The following is a 22,064-nucleotide window of genomic DNA, read 5'->3' as shown; positions in this document are numbered from 1 at the left end:
AAGGCTGAATTCGGCGTTACAGTGGACGCATCCGGTGGCAGTGCACCGGCGCGGTTCAGTCCAACCCCCGGGACTGAGCCCCGGCGACCCCCGCCCCTCCCCCCTGGCGGGGGTCGCCCCTTTTCTTTTTCCCCGTGTTTTCCGGGGTGAATTCGCGGCGCGAGCGATCGGCGGTAGTGCCCGGGCTTTGGCCGCCGAGCACGGGCTCCTCACCGGCCGTCCCGCGGGCGGGCGCGGATTATGCCACGCCCCAACGACAATCCGGCCCGCCCGAGGGCTGCATGGTCCGAGTTGTCCACACCGCCTCACTTATCCACAGCCGCGGCAAAACATTCTTGTCCGACCCGGCGCCACCCGCGACCGTGGAGTCAGGCCGAAATCACCGCCAAACCGTTTTCCGGGGGTTCGAGATGACTCACGATCGTCCGCTCGTCGTCGTCAACGATGAGACGCTGGTCGACGAGATCCTGCGGCTCGCCGCGGCTGTGGGGTGCACGGTCCAGCGCGCCCCGGACCTCGTCGCGGCCCGGCCGCACTGGGCACGCGCGCCGCTCGTGCTGATCGACGAGCAGACGCTGGGGGGCGAGTTGCCCGCCAGGCCGGGCATCCTGCTCGTCACCAAGGGCCCGCCCGCGCTGGAAACGTGGCAGCGCGTGTTCGAAGCGGGTGTCGAGAAAGTGGTCTCGCTTCCGGACGGTGAGCCGGTTCTCGTCAGCACGCTGGCCGACATCGCCGAGGGCCCGGGGATGCCTGGGGGCTTGGTGGTCGGGGTGGTCGGTGGTCGCGGCGGTGCCGGTGCCTCCGTGCTCGCGGCGGCCATCGGCCTGGTCGCCTGCCGTCAGGGGGACGCCTTGCTCATCGACTGCGATCCACTCGGCGGTGGGGTCGATCTCTTACTCGGCGCCGAAGGCAGCGAAGGCTTGCGCTGGCCGGGAATACTGGTCGGCGGTGGCCGGATTTCGCTGCCCAGGCTGGCCGAAGCGTTGCCGGCGCTGCGGCATCGTGGCGGCCGGCTGCCCTTCGTGTCCTGTGCCCGCGAGGGCGACGGGCCAAGCGGTAAGGCGATCGCGTCCGTCGTCGAAGCAGGACGCCGGGCCGGCCACACGGTCATCTGCGATCTGCCACGTCATCTCGGGCCCGAAGCCGAGGTCGTGCTGGAGCGGGCCGATCTCGCCGTCCTGGTGGTGCCGGCCGAGGTTCGCGCCTGCGCCGCGGCCAGGCGGGTCGCGGCGAAGATGGCCGAGCGCACCGGCCGGATCGGGCTGGTCGTTCGTGGTCCGGCACCGGGTGGTCTTTGCCCGGAGCATGCCGCCCAGGCCGTTGGCGCTCCGTTGCTGACGTCGATGGCGCCGGAGCGCCAGCTCGACAGAGCGCTGGAGAGTGGTCAGTTCGAGCCACGCCCACGCGGACCACTCGACAAGGCCGCGCGCCTTGTGCTGGCCGAGGCGCGAGCGGGACTCCAGATGTCCCAGGCGGCCGTGGAGGAGCGCGTATGAACACCGAACTCGTTGAACGGGTCCGCCTTCGCTTGGCGGGCAACGGTTCGCGGACGGATCCGGCGGCGGTCGCCGAGGCGATACGCGCGGAAGCGGGCGGCCCGGTCGGGCACGCCGACGTGCTTGACGCGCTACGCGTGTTGCGGCAGGAGTTCACGGGTGCCGGCCCGTTGGAACCGTTGCTCGCCGAACCGGGCGTCACCGATGTGCTGGTCTCTTCGCCCGACGAGGTCTGGGTGGACGGGGAAACGGGATTGCGCCGTATCGACCTCCGGTTCCCCGGCGAGGAATCGGTCCGGCGGCTCGCGCAACGGCTCGCGCTCGCGGCGGGTCGAAGGCTCGACGACGCCCAGCCGTACGTCGACGGATGGCTTCCCGGCTCTGGCCCGCGGGGTCGGGTGCGGTTGCATGCCGTGCTACCACCGATCGCCGCGGACGGCACCTGCATCTCGCTCCGTGTGCTGCGGCCCGCCGCGCATGATCTCCCCGCTTTGCGGGCTTTGGGCACTTTCGACGACGAGGGGGTGGCCATCGTCGGAGCGGTCGTGGCCGCCCGGCTGGCGTTCCTGGTCACCGGCGGCACCGGCGCCGGAAAGAGCACCCTGTTGTCCGCGATGCTCGGCGCCGTCTCGCCGGCGGAGCGCATCGTGAGCGTCGAGGACGCCGGAGAGCTCCAGCCCGCCCATCCGCAGTTCGTCCGGCTTGTCGCCAGACCACCGAACATCGAGGGAGCGGGCGAGATCACCTTGCGTGACCTGGTCCGGCAGGCACTCCGGATGCGCCCCGACCGGCTCGTCGTGGGTGAAGTACGTGGCCGGGAGGTCTGCGAGCTCCTCAACGCGCTCAACACCGGCCACGACGGAGGCGCCTGCACGCTCCATGCCAATTCACCGGCCGAAGTACCGGCCCGCTTGGAGGCACTCGCCGCGCTGGGCGGGTTGTCCCGGTTGGCCCTGCACAGCCAACTCGCCGCGGCGGTCCAGCTCGTGCTGCACATGCGACGGTCGGCGTCCGGGCAACGGCGGCTGGCCGAGATAGGGGTGCTCAGTCGTGACCAGGAGGGCCTCGTCCGGGTGCTGCCGGTGTGGGAAGGCGGCACGTGGACCAAACGGCGGATCGTCCTTTCCGCACTGTTCGAACAACGGGGGGTGAAGCCGCCGTGGTGATTTCAGCGAGTCCGCTGTTTCCGCTTTTCACGGCCTTGGCGCTGCTGTTGTGGCCATCCCCACACGGCGCTGGAGCCCGGCTGACGGCGCTACTTCCAGCAGTACCAAGGCCGAAACCCGCCGTCCGGCTTCGACGGTCGCAGTTCCTCGGGCTGGCTCTGGTCGCGGCGATTCCGTTGCTCGGGCCCGCCGGCGTGCTGGCGGCAGGGCTACTCGGCGCGGCCGTCTGGTGCCACCGCCGGGTTTCCCGGCGCGCCAAAGCCGACGTCGCCGCGGCCGAGGCGATGGCCGAAGCGATCCGGGTGATGATCGCAGAACTTCGCGCCGGTGCGCCACCCGCGCTCGCCGCCGAAGCTGCCGCCGCCGATTCCGCGGGCCGTGCCGCCGCGACGATGGGGATGCTCGCCGGAACGGCGCGGCTTGGTGGAGATCCGCCCACGCCTGATCCCGCGGGAGCGCCGGATCAGCGGGCGCTGGCCACCGCCTGGTCGCTCAGCCGCCGGCACGGCGTGCCGCTGGCCGACCTGTTGGATGCCGTCCGCCGGGACATCCTGGCCGCCGTGCGGTTTGCGACCAGGGTCAACGCCGGCATGTCGGGACCGCGGGCCAGCGCCGCCGTCCTCGCGGCTCTGCCCAGCCTGGGGCTGCTCCTCGGAGAAGCCATGGGTGCCGGTGGACTGCACGTGCTCGTCGGTACCCCGGCCGGCCAGGTGCTCCTGGTCATCGGATCCGCGCTCATTCTGCTGGGCGTCGCGTGGAGCGCTCGCCTGACCAGCCCGGGGGCGTTCCGGTGAGCGCGGCCGGCGCGGCGGCGCTTCTCGCGACGGCCTTGCTTGTCGTTCCGGGGAAACCGTCCGCTGATCTGCGGTTGGCGCGGCTGTTCGCCAAGGCCCGCCGGACCGCGCGGCTTGCCCCGGCCGCGCGTGTGCGGCGAGGGTCGCGAGCCGACTTCCCCCGGCTCGCGGCCACCTGGGATCTCCTGGCCGCCTGCCTGCGTGCGGGACTGCCCGTGCCGACCGCGATCCGAGCGGTCGTCCAAGACCTGAGCGGACCGGAAGCCGACGCGCTCAGGGCGGCCGCCGGCCTGATCGAACTCGGTGCGGCCCCCAGTGACGCATGGGCGCCGGCGCGTGCCTGTCCCGGTACCGCGGACCTGGCCAGGGCGGCACAACGCACGGCTCGGTCCGGCAGCGCCCTGGCAGACGTCGTGGACGAGCTGGCGAACCGGCTTCGATCCGCAGCGGCGGACCGGGCCGAGGCGAGGGCTCAGCGCGCGGGCGTGCTCATCGCCGGACCACTCGGGCTGTGCTTCCTGCCCGCCTTTCTCTGCCTGGGGGTGGTGCCCGTCGTGCTCGGGCTGGCAAGCGGGCTCCCGATTCCCTGATCTGTCCAAAGTAGACAAACAAGAAAGGATCCCGAAGATGTTCTGGCGAACCCGGTCCTCCGGCAGGCATGCCGTCCCCGCCAAGCCACGTCCGTGGCGGCGGTCGGCGTTCCTCGACTGGAGGAGAGTGCGACGGCGGCTTCGAGCCGTGCCCGATGACGGAATGAGTACCGCTGAGTACGCGATAGGGACACTCGCGGCGGCGGCGTTCGCTGCGGTTCTCTACGCGATCGTCACCGGTGACTCGGTGGTCTCCGGTCTGACGTCGCTGATCGAGCGCGCGTTGACAGCGTCGTTCTGATGGCGGACCCGGAGCGTGGCGCGGTCACTGTCGAGGCGGCGATCGGCCTGTGCGCGCTGTTGGTGGCAGCCGGGCTGGTCTTCACCGGCATCGCCGCGGTGACCGGCCAGCTCCGGTGTGCCGACGCGGCGAGAGAGGCGGCGCGGCTGATCGCCCGTGGGGAGCGGCAACTGGGCGAGCAGGCGGTCGCGCGGATCGCGCCGAAGGGTGCCCGGCTCGTAGTCGTCACAGTGGGCGACGAAGTGACCGTCGAGGTCCGTGCCGAACCGGCAGGCGGCCTCCTGCCCGGCATCCATCTCCGTGGCCGCGCCCAAACCGTCCTGGAGTTGGGAGTACCCGATGCGACAAGTTGACCGGCGGCCTGACTCTGGCATGGCGACCGTATGGACGGCCGGTGCGATCGTCGCACTGCTGGCCGTGGCCGGGTTGCTGTTCGCCTTCGGCTCTGTGGTGCTCACGCGGCATCGCGCCACCGATGCGGCCGATCTCGCGGCGCTCGCCGCCGCAGGTCGTGCCTACCGAGGTCACGACGAGGCCTGTGCGCGGGCACGGTCGGTGACCGAGAACATGGCGGTCCGTCTCGTGGGTTGCCGCCTGGAGAAATGGGATGCCCTCGTCGAGGTGGAGGCGATCGCGCCGGGCGGCCTGGGTGTCGTCTCCGCGCACGCGAGGGCGGGGCCTGTCCCCGCGACGAACGGCAGCCGCTGGTCGGCGGTGTAGGCGATGGGCGGCGTGACGGGCGGTCGTTCACGCGCGGCGAACGGTCGGGAGCATACCGCCGCAACGGGCCGCATTACGCGGTAAAGCCATTGCGGCGTAAGGAAAAACTGTGGTTGTCGTCACGGTGACCTGAATAGGCCCGATGCGGTCGGTCGTCGCGCGATGGTCACTGGACGGCGTTCAGCCCGGGCGGTGTGCCATCAGTTGCTCGTCGTTCTCTAGCGGCCGGTTGTCGAGTGGGCACTATCGGCACTTCGCGAGTTGTCGTTAAGTGAATCCAGGAGCCACCGCGGGCGGTGGAGTAAACGAGGAGTTGTAACTGATGTTGGACACGGATTGGTCGGATGGCTGGCGGAGCGCTTTCCGCATCGAGTTGCGTGCGGAGGCGATCGGGCTCGCCTGCCACGGGTGGCCGGTGCTGCCCGGCACCTTTCCGGCTACCCCGGACGGTGGCCAAACGACCTGGGCCGGTCCTGAGCCGGTGCACGCGGACTGGGCTGAGCGGTTCGGCGTGCACCCGGCCGAGGTCGCCGAGTGGTGGACCAAGCCCTACAGCCTGCTCGTCGCGACCGGCAAGGTGCTGGACGCGGTCGAGGTGGACATCGAACTCGGCAAGCGTGCCGCGGGGCTGCTCCGGGCGACGGGTCACCCCGCGCCGATCGTGGCGACGCCCGACGGCCGTTGGCTGTTCCTGACCACCGTGGCCGACCAGTTGCCGGAGCGGCTCGCCACCAGCGGCGAGGTCCGCTGGCACGGAGACGGCAGTTTCGTTCCGCTGCCGCCTACCCCTTACCACCACGGTGTCGTGCACTGGCGGGTCAAGCCGGACGTCTGGGGCTGGCGGCTCCCGGCGGCCGAAGCCGTTCACTCGGTGCTCGCCCGTGCTCTCGACCAGGCCGAGAGCAGGGAGGTTCGTAGTCAGCGGCTCGTGGCGGCATCCGCCGTGGCATGAATGACGTGGCCGTGCCGTTCGCCGTGCTGACGCACCGCCCCGAGCACGGTGTCCAGTACGGCCACCGCCCCCGCCTTGTCCAGTGGATCGTTACCGTTCCCGCACTTCGGTGACTGCACACAGGACGGGCAACCCGCCGGGCACTCGCAGGAGACGATCGCCTCCCGCGTAGCGGCCAGCCAAGGGACCAATGCGGCAAAACCGCGATCGGCGAATCCCGCCCCGCCGGGATGGCCATCGTGCACGAACACCGTCGCCTCCCCGGTGTCACCGTGCAACGCGGTCGAAACCCCGCCGATGTCCCAGCGGTCGCAGGTAGCGAACAGCGGTAGCAGGCCGATCGCGGCATGCTCGGCGGCATGCAGGGCGCCGGGGACGCGCGCCGGATCCAATCCGGCGCCCCCCGGCGCCCTGCCACTTTCCAGCAGCTCGGCGGACAGCGTGTACCAGACGGCGCGGGTATGGAGTTTCCGCGCAGGCAGGTCCAGTGGCGCCTGATCGACGATCTCACCCGACGGCCGGCGCCGCAGATACCCGACGACCTGCGAGCTCACCGCCACATCTCCGAGACAGACGCTCACCCCGCCGTAGTCGATCCGTTCATGCGTGCTCAACACCGCGATGTCCGCGACCTCCCGTGGCGAGGTCGTCCAATCGGGATCCTCGGCGTGCACCAGCGCGATCCCCGACTCCAAATCGAGTTCGTCCACCACATACGAAGAACCCTGGTGGAGGTACACCGCCCCGGGATGCACCGTCGTGCACGCCGAGCCGGGATCGACCGTGCCGAGCAGCCGTGAGGTGTCCGCTTCGACGACCGCGACCTGCTCGCCGCCGGAGCCCCGGATGTCCACGTCGTACTGTGGCCGGTCCCGGGAAGTCCAGTACCACCCGCTTGGCCGTCTCCGCAGGACCTTGTCCGCGACCAGCGAGTCGAGCACCTCTCGCGCCGCCGCCCCGCCGAAGGTGCCGAGTTCCCCCGCGGTGATCGGCAGTTCCGCGGCCGCGCAGGCCAGTTGCGGTGCGAGCACGTACGGGTTCGCCGGGTCCAGCACCGCCGTCTCCACCGGACGGTCCAAAATGGCCGCCGGGTGGTGCACCAGATACGTGTCCAGCGGATCGTCACGGGCCACGAACACGACAAGCGCGTCGTCGGCCGCCCGGCCCGCGCGCCCGGCCTGCTGCCAGAACGACGCGAGCGTGCCCGGGTATCCCGCCAGTACGACGGCGTCCAGCCCGGCGATGTCCACGCCCAGTTCCAGCGCGTTGGTCGTCGCGACGCCCAGTAGTTCCCCGGACAGCAGCGCGCGTTCCAGCGCACGTCTTTCCTCGGGTAGGTAGCCGGCACGGTAGGCCGCGACCTGCGTCGCCAGTTTGGCGTCCACTTCGGCCAGTATTCGGCGGGCACCCAGCGCGGTGAGTTCGGCGCCCCGGCGGGACCGGACGAAGACAAGTGTCCTGGCGCCCTCGATGGCCAGCTCGGCCAGGATCCGGCCGGCCTCGGCCCCGGCCGACCTCCGCACCGGTGCTCCGTTCTCGCCGGAGAAGTCGTCCAGCAGCGGCGGCTCCCACAACGCGACGACCCGCGCGCCACGCGGTGATGCGTCGTCGGCCACCGGCACGCATTCCTCCCCGGTGAGCCGGGTGGCGAACTCGGCGGGGGACGCCGTGGTCGCGGATGCGAGGACGAACACCGGTGAGGCGCCGTAACACCGTGCCACTCGCCGCAGCCGCCGCAGGAGCAGGGCCACATGCGAGCCGAACACCCCGCGGTAGCTGTGGCATTCGTCGACGACCACATAGGCGAGCTTGCGAAACAGCCGAGCCCATCGGGAGTGCGCCGCGAGGATGCCGCGGTGCAGCATGTCGGGGTTGGTGAACACCCACCGCGCATGGGCGCGAACCCAGTCCCGCTCGGCCATCGGCGTGTCGCCGTCGTAGGAGGCCGCACGCACCCCAGGTATGTCCAAGGTAGACACGGCGCGCAGCTGGTCGGCCCCGAGCGCCTTCGTCGGCGCCAGGTAGAGCGCGCAGGCACGGTCGTCGGTGGCGAGCGTGGACAACACCGGAAGCTGGTAGGCCAGTGACTTGCCGGACGCGGTCCCGGTGGAGATCACCACGTGCCGCCCGGAGGCAGCGTGCGAGGCGGCCTCGATCTGGTGGGCCCAGGGCTGTTCCACTCCGCAGGAGGAGAACGCGGCCACCACGCGCGGGTCCGCCCAAGCGGGCCAATCGGCGTGCCGCGCGGGCCGCGCCGGTTGTTCGGCCACGTGCGTGACGGGGTTGGCTTCCTCTGGGATCCCGGAGGTCACCCGGCCGAGCAGCCGCCGCGCACGCTCGGTCGCCACCGCGGGGGCGGGCTGATGGTTCGGCGACAGGCTTTCGGCCACGTTTCCCAGGGTCGCACAGGGGTACGACACCCGAGCAGGGCGCCGGACGCGATCATGAACAGTGAGCAGACTCACATGCACGGAGCGTGTTCGTTGCAGGACGCCCTGACCGCGCCGCAACCAGTACCAATACACTCCGGCAAACCGGCACCACATGTGGTGCAGATCCCCTGCCAGCGCCGGCAAGGCTGTCCGCAGCGAAGCCGTCGTTGGCAACAGGCGACGTTTCCAGGAGGACGGATGTCCCGGCAATTCCTCGCGGAGGGCCTCGAGCTCTCCGGAGGTGACTACGGCATCGTGGCCGTGGTCGCCGTGGTCGCCCTTTCCGCACTGGCGATTGGCTACGTCCTGCTCAAGGAGGTGCTGGCCGCTGGCCAGGGCACCGCCAAGATGCAGGAGATCGCCAAGGCGGTGCAGGAAGGGGCGGCCGCTTATCTCAAGCGGCAGCGCAACACCCTCTCCATCTTCGGCGTGGTGGTGTTCCTGCTGTTGTTCGCGCTACCGGCGGACAGTTGGAGCGAGCGTATCGGCCGCTCAGTGTTCTTCCTCGTCGGCGCGGTGTTCTCGTTCACCATCGGTTACCTGGGCATGTGGCTGGCGACCCAGGCGAACCTGCGGGTCGCGGCGGCGGCGCGCGAGTCCGGTGGCCGTGAGACGGCGATGCGCGTGGCGTTCCGGACCGGTGGCGTGGTCGGCATGATCACGGTCGGGCTCGGTCTGTTCGGCGCGGCGGTAGTGGTGCTCGCCTACGCCGGCCAGGCACCGAAGGTCCTGGAAGGCTTCGGGTTCGGTGCCGCGCTGATCGCGATGTTCATGCGGGTCGGTGGCGGCATCTTCACCAAGGCCGCGGACGTGGGTGCGGATCTGGTCGGCAAGGTCGAGCAGAACATCCCCGAGGACGACCCCCGCAACGCCGCGACGATCGCCGACAACGTCGGGGACAACGTGGGTGACTGCGCGGGCATGGCGGCCGACCTGTTCGAGTCCTATGCCGTGATGCTGGTGGCCGCGCTCATCCTGGGCAGCACCGCCTTCGGCAAGGACGGCCTGCTGTTCCCGTTGATCGTGCCCGCCATCGGGGTCATCACCGCGGTGATCGGCGTCTACATCACCAAAGCCCGCTCCGGGGAGAACGGCCTGGTCACCATCAACCGGTCGTTCTACATCTCCGCGGTGATCTCCGCGGTGCTGTGCTCCATCGCCGCGTTCGTGTTCCTGCCCGGCTCTTTCGCCGACTTCGGGGCCGATCACGCGGGCATCGGCGGCAACCCGGCGGTCATCGCGACCGTCTCGGTGATCATCGGCATCGTGCTGGCCGCGGTCATCCTGCGGCTGACCGGCTACTTCACCGGCACCGAGCACGGGCCGGTGAAGAACGTCGGCAAGACCTCGGAGACCGGCGCGGCCACGGTGATCCTGTCCGGCATTTCGGTGGGCTTCGAGTCCGCCGTGTACACCGCCCTCGTGATCGGCGCCGCGGTGTTCGGGGCCTACCTGCTGGGTGGTTCGGTCGCGCTGTTCGCGGTCGCGCTCGCGGGCACCGGCCTGCTCACCACGGTCGGCGTCATCGTCGCGATGGACACCTTCGGCCCGGTCTCGGACAACGCGCAGGGCATCGCGGAGATGTCCGGTGACGTGGACGAGAACGCGGCGCAGATCCTGACCGAGCTGGACGCGGTCGGCAACACGACCAAGGCGATCACCAAGGGCATCGCGATCGCCACCGCGGTGCTCGCGGCGACGGCGCTGTTCGGGTCCTACTCCGACTCGATCGCGAAGGCACTGGTCACGGCGGGTCAGGCCGCGGCGAGCCTGCCGAGTACGTTCCTGAACAACATCGTCAACGCCAACACCCTGGTCGGCGTGATCATCGGTGCCGCGGTGGTGTTCATGTTCTCCGGTCTCGCGGTGAACGCGGTGTCGCGGGCCGCCGGCGCGGTCGTCTACGAGGTGCGCAGGCAGTTCCGGGACATCCCGGGGATCATGGAGGGCACCACCCGGCCCGAGTACGGCAAGGTCGTCGACATCGTCACCCGCGATTCGCTGCGTGAGCTGGCGACCCCGGGTCTGCTTGCGGTGTTCGCCCCGATCGCGGTCGGTTTCGGCCTGGGCACCGGCGCGCTCGCCGGGTACCTGGCCGGCGCGATCGCCACCGGCACCCTGATGGCGATCTTCCTCGCCAACTCGGGTGGTGCGTGGGACAACGCGAAGAAGCTGGTCGAGGACGGTCACCACGGCGGCAAGGGCTCCGAGGCCCACGCGGCCACCGTCATCGGCGACACGGTCGGCGACCCCTTCAAGGACACCGCGGGCCCGGCGATCAACCCGCTGATCAAGGTGATGAACCTGGTGTCGGTGCTGATCGCGCCGGCGGTCGTGCAGTTCTCGATCGGCCCGGACGCCTCCGTGACCGTGCGGATCGCGATCGCGGTGGTCGCCGTCGCCGTCATCGTCGCGGCGGTGGTGGTCTCCAAGCGCCGCAGCACGGCGATCGCGGACACGCCCAGCAAGGCCGAGCCCGCCAAGGCCGGATAGGCAGGGACAACCCGGGGGCCCGCCGCGAAAACCACGCGGCGGGCCCCGTCGCACTTCCCGCGCCCGGGACTTGCGAACTGTTGGCCGGTCGGTACCTTCGGAGTGGAGGTGTCGTAGTCAGGAGGTGTTCGCGTGCCAGCCGGCAAGGCCCTTTTCCTTGTGGTGCTGACCGGTTTGTGCGCGGTACTCGGGGCGTGTGGCCGACCACCCGCGCCCTCCGCTGGGATAGTGCCCGGCGGGCCAGGGCTGTCGAAGGACGACGTGGACCGTCAGGACGCGGCGTCGCGGTGGGCCAACGACTACTGCGTCGCGGTGGGCTCGCTGGTCGACGAGTTGGCCACGATGCCGAGTGTGGACCCGAGCTCGCCGCAACGCGCGGTGCGAACTTCCAGCGATTTGCTTGCCTCGATGATCAGCGGGCTCGACAAGGCCGTGCAGGGCTTGCACAACTTGCCGCCTTCACCCGTCGCGGGTGGCGACAAGGTGCGCGGGGACGCGGTTTCCCAGTTCACGGTGGTACGTGAGCACGCCGCGGAGGCGAAGAAGCGGCTGGACAAGGCACGGGACGCGACCCAGATCGACCAGCAGACCCTCGGTGCGGCACGTGATCCGCTCAACGAGGTGTCCAAAATCGACTTGTTGAATGGTTTCACGACTGTTCCCGAACTGCTCACGGCGAGCGAACACGCACCCGTGTGCGAACAACTCCTCACGCGAGAGCCCCCGCCGTAAACCGGCGACGAACTGGATCATGGCCGGGCAACCGTCAACGCGAACCGGTGGGATCGGCACGAAGTCGTCGTCGGCGGGTCAGGCCGAAAGACCCCGCACCATCCTGTGCGGGGCTTGCCATGCCTACGATTACGCCACGTTCCACGCGAATGAGAGCCCGGCTCGAACTGGCCATCTGCACGCCAGTCGTCGGGTCGCGACTCTCGCTCAAATCGAACTATCGTTCTATCCTTGCCGGGTGGACCAGATTTCGTTCTTCTCGGCGGAGGCGAGCGGGCCGGAACTCGCCGACCTCGCCGGGCTGCTGTGCGGGCCGGCGCAGATCGTCAGTTTCGGGCGCACCGCGGCCCGGCTTTCCGTGGCCGTGGACAACCAGTGGCGCGCGAGAATTCTGGCCACGGAATTCGGTCGCCGCGGGGTCGAGGCCGGCGTCGGTGCCGAGAACGGGCGGCCGCTTTTGCGCACCGCGTTCCGGATCGATCTGATCGGATTGGCCAATGCCTGGCAGTGCGGTCAGGAAAAGGTGCTTCCCTCCGGGTTCCGGTTGACGGGCGCCGCGCTCCGGCTGTGGGCGCTCGCGGCAGGCGGGCCCGCGGAGCACGGCTACCTGCTCGCGCTTGACGAGCGGTCCCCGGAGACGCACTGCCCGCTCGCGGACGCCTTCTGCCGGCTCGGGCTGCCCGTGCGGGTCGTCGGCCCGAAGGCGGGCGGCCCCGCGATCCACGTCACCGGTCGCCGCCGTCTGGCCACCCTCGCCGAATTGCTCGGCACGCCGCCACCCGTCGCCGAGCCCGCGTGGCCTGCCCCGGCCGGTGCCTTGGCCGGCAGGGCGGTCGCGGCGGGCCTGCGCGGTGGGCGGCCCCGCCGGGCAAGGCCGGGGTCGCTGCCGAGTCCGACGCATGCGACGATCTGGTAGGTATCCCCAGGTCCTGGCGGTGCTACGGGGCCGGTGACCGGACGAGCCGACGATCACCTCACCCGCCGTGGGCAGGTTCGGCAGCGGTGACCGTGGCCAACCGGGTAACCAGGACCACAGTGGGGCCGAATTCCAGACGTCGGAGCGTGGCCGGGTCGTCACCGGACGGCCCCGGGGAGCATGTGGTGACTCTCACGTGCTAGGTGTGGAAAGGAAACGCCGCCCTCCCCGGCGCCGATGCGCTTGACATGTTGTGGACGGCGTGTTGGGCCGCCTGGGCGGACACAACCGGCCATCAGCGTGCACACTGGCGGGTTGACAGGTCGCGCGGCAGCGACGGGAACGGGCAGGAGAGCGGACAGCGTGGCAGGAGCACGGACCAAGAAGAACGACGCCGGGGCGAACGGGGCGGCCCGGCGGCGGCTCGTGATCGTGGAGTCGCCGACGAAGGCCAAGAAGATCGCTCCTTACCTCGGCGGCGGCTATGTGGTCGAGTCCTCGGTCGGGCACATCCGCGACCTCCCGCGCGGTGCCGCCGACGTGCCGGCCAAGTACAAGGGCGAGGCGTGGGCCCGCCTCGGGGTCGACGTCGAGCACGACTTCGAGCCGCTCTACGTGGTGACCCCGGACAAGAAGTCCAAGGTCACCGAGCTGAAGAACCTGCTCAAGGACGTCGACGAGCTGTACCTGGCCACCGACCCCGACCGCGAGGGCGAGGCCATCGCCTGGCACCTGCTGGAGACCCTCAAGCCCAAGGTCCCGGTGCGCCGCATGGTGTTCCACGAGGTCACCGAGCAGGCCATCCGCGCCGCCGCGGCGGACACCCGCGACCTGGATTCGGACCTGGTGGACGCCCAGGAGACCCGGCGCATCCTCGACCGGCTCTACGGCTACGAGGTCTCGCCCGTGCTGTGGAAGAAGGTCATGCCGAAACTTTCGGCGGGCCGGGTCCAGTCGGTGGCCACCCGCATCATCGTCGAGCGTGAGCGCGAGCGGATGCGCTTCACCTCGGCCTCGTACTGGGACATCGCGGCGACGATGGACGCTGGTGCGGACGCGTCGCCGCGTACCTTCCCCGCCCGGCTGGTCTCGGTCGACGGCGCTCGCCTGGCCACCGGCAGGGACTTCGCCTCCGACGGCAGGCTCAAGTCGTCCGCCAAGGACGTGCGGGTGCTCGAAGAAGCGGACGCCAACCGCCTCGCAGCGGCGCTGCGCGAGCGGGACTTCCGGGTCGCCAGCGTCGAGGAAAAGCCCTACACGCGCCGGCCGTACGCGCCGTTCATGACCTCCACGCTCCAGCAGGAGGCGGGCCGCAAGCTGCGGTTCTCGTCCGAACGGACCATGCGTATCGCGCAGCGGCTCTACGAGAACGGCTACATCACCTACATGCGGACCGACTCGACCACGCTGTCGGAGACGGCGCTGACCGCGGCCCGCAACCAGGCTACGGCCCTCTACGGCGCCGAGTACGTCTCGCCGAGCCCCCGCCAGTACACGCGGAAGGTGAAGAACTCGCAGGAAGCTCACGAGGCGATCCGGCCGGCGGGCGAGGTGTTCCGCACGCCGGGCCAGGTCGCGGGTGAGCTGGAGACCGACGGGTTCCGGCTCTACGAGATGATCTGGCAGCGGACCATCGCCTCCCAGATGGCCGACGCCAAGGGCACCACCATGTCCGTGCGCATCGTCGGCACGGCCACGAGCGGTGAGGAATGCACCTTCGCCGCGTCCGGCCGCACGATCACCTTCCCCGGCTTCCTCAAGGCCTACGTCGAGGCCGTGGACGCCGAGGCCGGCGGTGAAGCCGACGACAAGCAGAGCCGGCTGCCGCAGCTGGCCAAGGACCAGGGGCTGACGGCGACCGAGCTGTCCCCGGACGGGCACACCACCTCGCCGCCCGCCCGCTACACCGAACCCAGCCTGGTCAGCAAGCTGGAGGAGCTCGGCATCGGCAGGCCCTCCACCTACGCCTCGATCATCAAGACCATCCAGGACCGCGGGTACGTCTGGAAGAAGGGCTCCGCGCTGGTGCCGTCGTGGGTCGCCTTCGCGGTGGTCGGGCTGCTGGAGCGGCATTTCGAGCGGTTGGTGGACTACGACTTCACCGCCGCCATGGAGGACGAGCTGGACCGCATCGCGGCCGGTCACGAGCAGCGCACACGATGGCTGTCGAAGTTCTATTTCGGCGGCGACACCGGGGTCGACGGGTCGGTGAGCCGGCTCGGCGGGCTGAAGAAGCTGGTCGGCACGGGTGTGGAGGACATCGACGCCCGGGAGATCAACTCGATCCCGCTGTTCGACGACGACGCGGGCCGCACCGTGTACGTCCGGGTCGGCCGTTACGGGCCCTACCTCGAGCGTGAGGTGGAGGGTACTTCTCAGCGGGCGAACCTGCCGGAGGACCTGCCGCCGGACGAGCTGACCACCGAGATCGCCGAGAAGCTGTTCGCGACCCCGCAGGAGGGCCGGGTGCTCGGCACGGACCCGGTCACCGGGCACGAGATCGTGGCGAAGGAGGGCCGGTTCGGGCCCTACGTCACCGAGATCCTGCCGGAGCCGGAGGAACCCGTCGACGGGAAGAAGACCAGCAAGGCCAGGAAGCCGAAGCCCCGCACGGGGTCGCTGTTCAAGTCCATGTCGGTCGAGACGGTGACCCTGGAGGACGCGCTGAAGCTGCTTTCGCTGCCGCGCGTGGTGGGCAAGGACCCGGAGTCCGGGGACGAGATCACGGCGCAGAACGGCCGGTACGGGCCGTACCTGAAGAAGGGCACCGATTCGCGGTCGCTGGACAGCGAGGAGCAGCTGTTCACGATCACGCTGGAGGATGCGCTCCGGATCTACGCCGAGCCCAAGCGCAGGGGACGGCAGGGCACGGCGAAGCCGCCGCTCAAGGAGCTCGGCAACGATCCGGTGTCGGGCAAGCCGATGGTCGTCAAGGACGGCCGCTTCGGCCCGTACGTCACGGACGGCGAGTTCAATGCGACCCTGCGCAAGACGGACAGCATCGAGGAGCTGACCGCCGAGCGCGCGGCCGAACTGCTCGCCGACAAGCGCGCCAAGGGCCCGGCGCCGAAGCGCAAGGCGTCCACCAGGAAGACCAAGGAGAAGTAGCCGCCTCGAGCAGGCGTTCCCAAAACTGTCGGTGGTCGGGTGCACACTGAGCGCCATGACCGCTATTCGAGAACTGCTTGACGAGGCTGCCCGGCCCGTGCTCGACGCGGTGCCCCGCCGTCCGTTGTGCGACGACAGCTACGCCCCGAACGCCACCGACGCCGACGTGGAGCGCCTTCGTTTGCCGGCTTCCCGTTCCTGGGACGACCGAGCCGACAACGCGCTCGGCCAGCCATGCGCTCGTCTCGACGGGCACCATGATCGTGTTGCGGTCCGGTCGACGACCACTGGCTTTCCTGGTTCCTGGCCGAATGCGTGGCCAGGGCGACCGTGCGGGAGTAACGCAGTGTTCATGTCTCATCCCGTACAGCTAGCCCGATTGGGCGCGGTATCACTGCCATATGCCCACTACGCTGGAGAGGAAGCTCTCGGTAGTCAAGGGAGCTACGTGAAACGGAGGGTTACCGGGGTGCTTGCCCGCCTCCGCTCGCGCGCTGCCCGACGGAGAAGGAGTGGTCCAGATGGCCAAGGACGACGACGCCCGCTTCGACGACGGCACGCAGGCGCCGGCGTTCCGCGACCCCCTGTCCGGTCAGGCCAGCGATGCTTCCGAGGACTTCAAGCTGACCCGGGTCGCCTCGCCGGTGAAACCGGACCCGGGTGTTGTCCGCGACCTGGTGGAAGCCGAGCTGGCCAGCGACAGGCTTGGCCGCACGGCCGCCTATGCCCCGGTGACCGACGACAGCGCGCCACCCGCCGCGCCGGCCGAGCCGATCCCGCCGGCCGCCCCGCTCGGCATGCTCCCACGCCAGCGCCGCACCCGGCCCGCACTGCGCCGTCCGGCCTTCCGCATCCCCCGTATCTCGATGCCCGATCCGACCACCGTGCGCCGGGTGAAGCCCTCGAGCGGGTCGACGGGGATCATCATCGCGGTGCTGCTGGTGATCGTGTTCGTGGTGCTCGCGATCGAATTCGTGGCCAGTCTGGTCACCGGTATCACCGGCCTGTTCAGCTGATCGCGAGGGCGGGATTCGATCTTGCCCGGGCGGGGAACGCGCGGGAGGGTGCGCGAAATTCAGCACAGGCTGACCGTCCTCAGGTTGACAGAGCTACCCTGGCCACACCATTTGGTGACCCGATTGCCCTAGCGACCGGGCGGGTACACCGGCGCACGGAAGCTAATGGGGTGGGTCGGATCAGCGAAGTCGTGCAGACCAAACCTGAGGTGGACGCGCCTGCCGGCCGGGAGGCGTCCACGATTTACCGGGCCCGGCGCGTGCTGGCGATCGGCCCTTTTCGTCGGCTGTGGGGGGTTACCTACCTGTGCAGCGTCGCCGACTGGCTGACGATTCTCGGTGTCACCAGTATGGCGACCAAGCTGACCCAGAACTACACCGCGCAGAATTTCGCGTTCACCGGGGTGCTGCTGTCCGCGCTGCTGCCGGGACTGCTGTTCGCGCCCGCGGGTGGCCTGCTCGCGGACCGGTTCGACCGGCGGAAGATCATGTTCTGCGCGGACCTGCTGCGCTGTGGGTTCATCATGTCGATCGCGCTGGTCGGCACGGTCTGGTGGCTCTACATCGCGAACTTCCTGGCCAGCGCGAGCGCGATGATGTGGATCCCGTCCAAGGACGCCGCGGTGCCGAACCTGCTGCGCAGGCCGGACCAGGTGGAGGTCGCCAACCAGCTCGGGATGGTGATGACTTACGGCCTCGCCGTCATCAGTGCCGGCGGCATCTATGCCGTGGTGACCGGGATCGGTCCGACGCTGCACCTGCCCGCCAACGTGTTCGGCCAGCTCGGTTTCGCCAAGGTGATCGTGGTGCTGATCGGGTTGCTCTACCTGACCAGCGCGATCATGATCCTCACCCGGATCCCGGAACTGTCCCTGCGCAACGTGCACGCGTCCCCGATGGTCGCGCCGAAGCCGAAGGCCGAAAAGCCCGCGGGGTTCGTCGCCCTGGTGCGGGACGGCGCGGGGTTCATCCGGAGCACTCCGCTCGTGCGGGGGCTGCTGATCGGCGCGGCCGGCGCGTTCGCCGCGGGCGGGGCGGTGGTCGGATCCGCCCAGCCGTATGCAGCGAGCCTCCTGGCCGGCGATTCGGCCTGGGGTTTGCTCGTCGTGGCGGTCTTCCTCGGCCTGGCCACCGGTCTGGGCGGGGCCCCGAAGCTGGCCAGGCGCCTTCCGCACGAGCGGCTCTTCGGGATCTCGATCGTGCTGGCCGGGCTGGCGCTGATCCTGGTCGCCATCTCACCGCATCTCGCCGTTTCACTGGTCGCGGTGCCGATCGTCGGAGCGTGCGCCGGGGCGGCCTTCCTGACCGGCGTGACGATCATCGGCTCCCAGGTCGACGACTCCATCCGCGGCCGGATCAACGCGATCTACCAGTCCATGATGAAGATCATCGTGTTCGGGTCGACCGCGATCGTCCCGGTGCTGATCGGCCTGACCAGGCCCCGCACCATCACGGTGTGGGGCAACGAGATCATCATCGACGGCACGCGGCCGGTCATGCTCGGCGGCGGGATTCTCGCCGCGCTGGTCGGCGTGATCGCCTACCGCCAGATGGACACGCGCCGGTCCGAGACGATCATGGCGGATCTCCGCAACGCCATCCGCCGCCGCCCGCGCCGGGTCAACGGCTTGCTCATCGCGCTGGAGGGCACGACAGCGGCGGACACCGCGAGCCAGGCGGCACGGCTCGCCGACTGGTTGCGTGCGGCTGGTCCCCGGCCGGTGGTGCTGGCCGCTGATCCGGCACTGGACGACAAGCGGCTCGCCAAGCTGGTGAGCGGCGCGTCGCTGTCCGGCGCGCGGGCGCAGGCACTGGCCGCGGCGGCGGTGCGCGCCGACATCGTCGAACGGGACGTGCAGCCCGCCCTCGACGCGGGCGCGATCGTCGTGATGGAGCGGTTCGTGGACTCGCCGCTGGCGCACCTTTCCGCGGTCGCGGGGCTGGACGCGAAGGAACTCGAGGGGCTCGCCGACTGGGCGACCGGCCGGTTGCGGCCCGACGTGACCGTGCTCCTGGACGCCGATCCGGGCGAAGCCACCGCCGGTCCGATCTCGGTCGAGGACCATTGGCGGGTGCAGAACCTGCTCAGCGAGATGGCTGCCGCCGATCCCGATCACTACGTGGTGGTCGATGGCGACGGCACCGAGGACGAGGTCGCCGGCCGGGTGCGGACGGCGGTGAAGGCCGTGCTGGTCGGTCGGCGGTCGGGGCTGGCTCCGATCGAGGCGGTGGGGGTGTGAGCATCCTGGCACCAAGCCGCGGCAATCAAGATGACCACAAGGCGCGCGGTTTGCCGCTATCGGTGCGGCAGGCCATCCTTCCCGGTGTGCCGACGTGTGCTCGTGAGGAGCGCCCTGGCGACACGATCACGGTCTCGCGCACAATCGCGGAGAGACAAGCGTGAGCTCGGTCTGGTCGCAATTGGTCGGGCAGGAGCCCGCCGTCGAGATGTTGTCCTCGGCCGCTGCCGCCGCGGCACGCATCGTGGCCGGGGAGCCTGCGTTGTCCGGGGCGATGACCCATGCCTGGCTGCTCACCGGTCCACCCGGTTCCGGGCGCTCGGTGGCGGCACGAACGTTCGCCGCGGCCCTTCAGTGCTTGACGGGAACCGGCTGCGGCGAGTGTCCCGGTTGCCGAACCGCCCTGCATGGAACCCATGCGGACGTGCGGCTCGTGGTGCCGGAGGGCTTGTCCATTTCGGTAGCGGAAATGCGGGCGCTGGTGCAGACGGCGGCGCGCAGGCCCACCACCGGGCGATGGCAGGTGGTGGTCATCGAGGATGCCGACCGGCTCACCGAAGGCGCCTCGAACGCCCTGCTCAAGGCGGTCGAAGAGCCGCCAAAACGCACCGTGTTCCTGCTCTGCGCGCACTCCGAGCACCCCGAGGACGTGTCGGTGACCATCCGGTCCCGGTGCCGTCTGGTGAACCTGCGAACATCACCGCCCGAGGCGATCGCGCGGGTACTCGTCGAGCGGGACGGGGTGGACGCCGAACTCGCCGGTTGGGCCGCGTCGGTGTGCGGCGGGCACATCGGTCGGGCTCGGCGGCTCGCGACCGACGAGAGTTCCCGCAAGCGACGCGAGGCCGTGCTGCGCATCCCGTTGGGTCTGAGCCGCCCGGCAGACGTGTTCGCCTGCGCCGACGAGTTGATCAACGCGGCCGAGGGTGACGCGACCGAGGCGAGCAAGGCCCGTGACGAGGCTGAGAAGGCCGAACTGCGCACGGCTATGGGCGGCGACGCGACCGGCAAGGGCGTCGCTGCCGCGAAACGTGCCGCGGAAGCCGCCGTTAAGGCACTGGAGAAGCGGCAGAAGTCGAGGGCGACCCGGACCCAGCGGGACACCCTCGACCTGGCCCTGGTCGACCTGGCGGGCTTCTACCGGGATGTGCTGGTCACCGCGAGCGGTGCAAAGGCCGTCCTCACCCACCCCGACCACGCATCCCAGGTTGCGACCGCGGCCCGGCAGTGGACCGCCGAATCCACCCTCCGCCGGCTCGAGGCCGTACTCGCGTGCCGGGAAGCGATCCTGTGGAACGTCAAACCACGGATTGCCGTGGAGGCCATGGTCACCGCCCTCCGCCACGGCTGAGTGATCAGGAACGCGGGCGCGGAGACGGCTTGACCGGAGCCACCCGGCGGCGGGCGGGCAACGCGGCGACGAGGATCGCGCCGACCAGCAGCATGGTGGTGCCGGCCCAGAACAGCGGGATCGCCGAATACGCGCCCTCGGTGTAGGCGAGTTGTTCGGGCGCTCCTGGCGCGGCGTTGCCCGCCGGGGGTGCGCTGTCGCGACACACCACGCCACCCGTCGGGGCGTAGGCACGGCCGACCTGCTCGCCAAGGGAGAGCTGCGCCAGCGAGGACGGCAGCGAGCTGCCCGGAAGCAGGTTCTTGAGCGCCGACGTGGGCAGCACCTGCAGGTCGAGTAGCCGAGCCGACGCCGAGAGCTGGTAGCCGTCGAACGGGTTCGCCGACCGCTGGCCCTTCTCGTTCAGTTCGGCGATGCTCAGCCGCAGCACTCCGAGGTCGAGCACGGTGCCCGAGGTGTCGGTCAGCTGTTGCAGTCCCTGGTTCACCGTCGCCACCAGGCCGCCCACCACCGGGAGGCTCTGCACGGCAGTCCCGAGCTGGTCCGTGAGCGCCTTGAGCGGCAGTCCGATCGGGATGTCCTTGGTGGGATGCGCGGCGTCGAGCGTGTAGAGCACCTGCCCCTGGCGCTCGATGGTGATCACCGGGGTCCTGTACTCGACCTTCGACGTCGACTGATCGCCGGTCGAGGTCACCCGGAGCGTTGGTTGGCTCACCATCTTCAAGGTCAGGGCCAGCGGTGTTCCCTTGAGGATCTCGATGTCCGCCGCCTGCAACGTGGATTCCGACTGGACCGCCTTGTTCGGCGAGTCCGGCAGGTCCACCAACTGGACCACCGACCGCGAGGAGAACGTGTTCGGCAGGCTCAGCAGTGTGCCGGTGCCGTCCGTGGCGGTCTGAGCCGCACCCGTGAGCAGCCCGCCCAGCGTCTGCAGGCCTTTGGCCGGGTCGAAGCCACTGGCGAGCTGCGGCAGGTTGGCGAGCTTGTCGATCGGCAGGTTCGGCAGGGTCGGGATGGTGTCGAGCAGAGCCAGGCTTGCCACCGAGGTGCGTGCGTCGGCGATGGTGCCCACGCACGGCCCGAGTGTAGGGCTCCAGCGGGCGCGCACGCTGCCGCTCAGCACGCCGACGTTGAGCAGCGAATTTTGTGGTGCGGTCAGCCCTCCGGCCAGTGGCTGTGGGTTGTCGGGCAACGCGGTCTGCGCCAGGCTGCCCGGCGTCTTCAGGACGTCCCCAGCCAAGGTCACAGCGGCCGGCGCGGACTGCGCGATCGCGCGTTCGTAGTCGTGCGCGGACTCCGAATCGGCGCGCGCGGTCGACACGGCGACGCCTGCCTCCAGCGCCGACTTGCTTGGTTGATCGGCGACTCCGGGCAGAATCGAACTCGTCGGCACCGCACTTGGCAGCAGCCTGAGCACACCCAGCGCCGCCCCGGCGCCGCCGACCGCGTGCCCGGGCTGCGTCTGTCCCGGCTCCGCCTGTCCCCGCCGTGGGACGGCGCCCGCGATTCCCGGAGCCGATCCGGCCAGCAGCGCGGCGACGGTCACCGGAAGAACCAGCGTGCGGGACAGACGTCTGGACATGTGGAAGGCCTCCCCAGAAACGGCGTGACATGCCTCCGGGGGACTAACGACGGGTGGGGTAGGAAGTGACGTGGCGCATGCCGCTACACTGGGCCTGCTGCCGCGTTAGCTCAGTCGGCCAGAGCGGCTCACTCGTAATGAGCAGGTCGGGGGTTCGATTCCCCCACGCGGCTCC

Annotated in this window: 17 protein-coding genes and 1 tRNA gene; 16 read left to right on the top strand and 2 right to left on the bottom strand. The window is 70.0% G+C overall.

Annotated elements, in window-relative coordinates; all coding sequences use genetic code 11:
• Nucleotides 1-410 precede the first annotated feature (410 nt).
• The 8 genes from ssd (at nucleotide 411) to VJT49_RS09475 (ending at nucleotide 6,019) form a co-directional block, all read left to right on the top strand.
• Nucleotides 411-1,496, top strand: a complete 1,086-nt coding sequence (ssd, locus tag VJT49_RS09510) for a septum site-determining protein Ssd (protein ID WP_324164374.1) — start codon at nucleotides 411-413, stop codon at nucleotides 1,494-1,496.
• A complete protein-coding gene (locus tag VJT49_RS09505; RefSeq protein ID WP_324164373.1) occupies nucleotides 1,493-2,662 on the top strand; it encodes a TadA family conjugal transfer-associated ATPase in 1,170 nt (389 codons plus the stop codon). Before ssd ends, VJT49_RS09505 begins: the two co-directional genes overlap by 4 nt.
• 176 nt (nucleotides 2,663-2,838) lie before the next feature.
• Entirely contained in the window at nucleotides 2,839-3,456 is a 618-nt protein-coding gene (locus VJT49_RS09500) for a hypothetical protein (protein WP_324164372.1), read from the top strand.
• Nucleotides 3,453-4,046, top strand: coding sequence for a type II secretion system F family protein (locus tag VJT49_RS09495; RefSeq protein WP_324164371.1), 594 nt, complete (start codon nucleotides 3,453-3,455; stop codon nucleotides 4,044-4,046). The genes VJT49_RS09500 and VJT49_RS09495 overlap by 4 nt, the downstream gene beginning before the upstream one ends.
• Nucleotides 4,047-4,083: 37 nt before the next feature.
• The gene (locus VJT49_RS09490) at nucleotides 4,084-4,347 is read left to right on the top strand and encodes a DUF4244 domain-containing protein (protein ID WP_324164370.1); all 264 of its coding nucleotides are present in this window, start codon (nucleotides 4,084-4,086) and stop codon (nucleotides 4,345-4,347) included.
• Nucleotides 4,347-4,700, top strand: a complete 354-nt coding sequence (locus VJT49_RS09485) for a TadE family type IV pilus minor pilin (RefSeq protein WP_324164369.1) — start codon at nucleotides 4,347-4,349, stop codon at nucleotides 4,698-4,700. The genes VJT49_RS09490 and VJT49_RS09485 overlap by 1 nt, the downstream gene beginning before the upstream one ends.
• 19 nt (nucleotides 4,701-4,719) lie before the next feature.
• The gene (locus VJT49_RS09480; RefSeq protein WP_324164368.1) at nucleotides 4,720-5,067 is read left to right on the top strand and encodes an Rv3654c family TadE-like protein; all 348 of its coding nucleotides are present in this window, start codon (nucleotides 4,720-4,722) and stop codon (nucleotides 5,065-5,067) included.
• Between the two features lie 322 nt (nucleotides 5,068-5,389).
• Nucleotides 5,390-6,019, top strand: coding sequence for a bifunctional DNA primase/polymerase (locus VJT49_RS09475; RefSeq protein WP_324164367.1), 630 nt, complete (start codon nucleotides 5,390-5,392; stop codon nucleotides 6,017-6,019).
• Here VJT49_RS09475 and VJT49_RS09470 read toward each other — a convergent pair.
• Nucleotides 5,986-8,409 (bottom strand): DEAD/DEAH box helicase, encoded by a 2,424-nt coding sequence (locus tag VJT49_RS09470; protein WP_324164366.1) that lies wholly within the window; start codon nucleotides 8,407-8,409, stop codon nucleotides 5,986-5,988. The two genes, VJT49_RS09475 and VJT49_RS09470, sit on opposite strands and share 34 nt — an antisense overlap.
• Before the next feature lie 240 nt (nucleotides 8,410-8,649).
• On the opposite strand from VJT49_RS09470, the gene VJT49_RS09465 reads away from it, so the two are divergent.
• From VJT49_RS09465 to VJT49_RS09435, 7 genes are all read left to right on the top strand, one after another.
• A complete protein-coding gene (locus tag VJT49_RS09465; protein WP_324164365.1) occupies nucleotides 8,650-10,944 on the top strand; it encodes a sodium-translocating pyrophosphatase in 2,295 nt (764 codons plus the stop codon).
• A 132-nt stretch (nucleotides 10,945-11,076) separates the two neighbouring features.
• Nucleotides 11,077-11,676, top strand: a complete 600-nt coding sequence (locus VJT49_RS09460) for a hypothetical protein (RefSeq protein ID WP_324164364.1) — start codon at nucleotides 11,077-11,079, stop codon at nucleotides 11,674-11,676.
• A 238-nt stretch (nucleotides 11,677-11,914) separates the two neighbouring features.
• Entirely contained in the window at nucleotides 11,915-12,592 is a 678-nt protein-coding gene (locus VJT49_RS09455) for a hypothetical protein (RefSeq protein ID WP_324164363.1), read from the top strand.
• A 363-nt stretch (nucleotides 12,593-12,955) separates the two neighbouring features.
• Nucleotides 12,956-15,700, top strand: a complete 2,745-nt coding sequence (gene topA, locus VJT49_RS09450) for a type I DNA topoisomerase (protein WP_324164362.1) — start codon at nucleotides 12,956-12,958, stop codon at nucleotides 15,698-15,700.
• 521 nt (nucleotides 15,701-16,221) lie between these two features.
• A complete protein-coding gene (locus VJT49_RS09445) occupies nucleotides 16,222-16,716 on the top strand; it encodes a hypothetical protein (RefSeq protein ID WP_324164361.1) in 495 nt (164 codons plus the stop codon).
• A gap of 170 nt (nucleotides 16,717-16,886) precedes the next feature.
• Nucleotides 16,887-18,956 (top strand): dTMP kinase, encoded by a 2,070-nt coding sequence (locus tag VJT49_RS09440; RefSeq protein WP_324164360.1) that lies wholly within the window; start codon nucleotides 16,887-16,889, stop codon nucleotides 18,954-18,956.
• Between the two features lie 160 nt (nucleotides 18,957-19,116).
• Nucleotides 19,117-20,307 carry a DNA polymerase III subunit delta' gene (locus VJT49_RS09435; protein WP_324164359.1) on the top strand — a complete coding sequence of 397 codons (1,191 nt, stop codon included), beginning with the start codon at nucleotides 19,117-19,119 and terminating at the stop codon, nucleotides 20,305-20,307.
• Between the two features lie 4 nt (nucleotides 20,308-20,311).
• On the opposite strand, the gene VJT49_RS09430 is transcribed toward VJT49_RS09435, so the two are convergent.
• Nucleotides 20,312-21,889: a hypothetical protein gene (locus VJT49_RS09430; RefSeq protein ID WP_324164358.1), complete on the bottom strand. Its 1,578-nt coding sequence runs from the start codon at nucleotides 21,887-21,889 to the stop codon at nucleotides 20,312-20,314.
• A gap of 99 nt (nucleotides 21,890-21,988) precedes the next feature.
• On the opposite strand from VJT49_RS09430, the gene VJT49_RS09425 reads away from it, so the two are divergent.
• A tRNA-Thr gene (locus VJT49_RS09425) sits at nucleotides 21,989-22,062 on the top strand.
• Nucleotides 22,063-22,064 lie beyond the last annotated feature (2 nt).

This window comes from Amycolatopsis sp. (genome assembly GCF_035276945.1).
In the GTDB taxonomy this organism is placed as follows: domain Bacteria; phylum Actinomycetota; class Actinomycetes; order Mycobacteriales; family Pseudonocardiaceae; genus Amycolatopsis_E.
The sequence above is the reverse complement of the archived record's forward strand: the minus strand, read 5'-3'. Positions and strand labels throughout refer to the sequence as shown.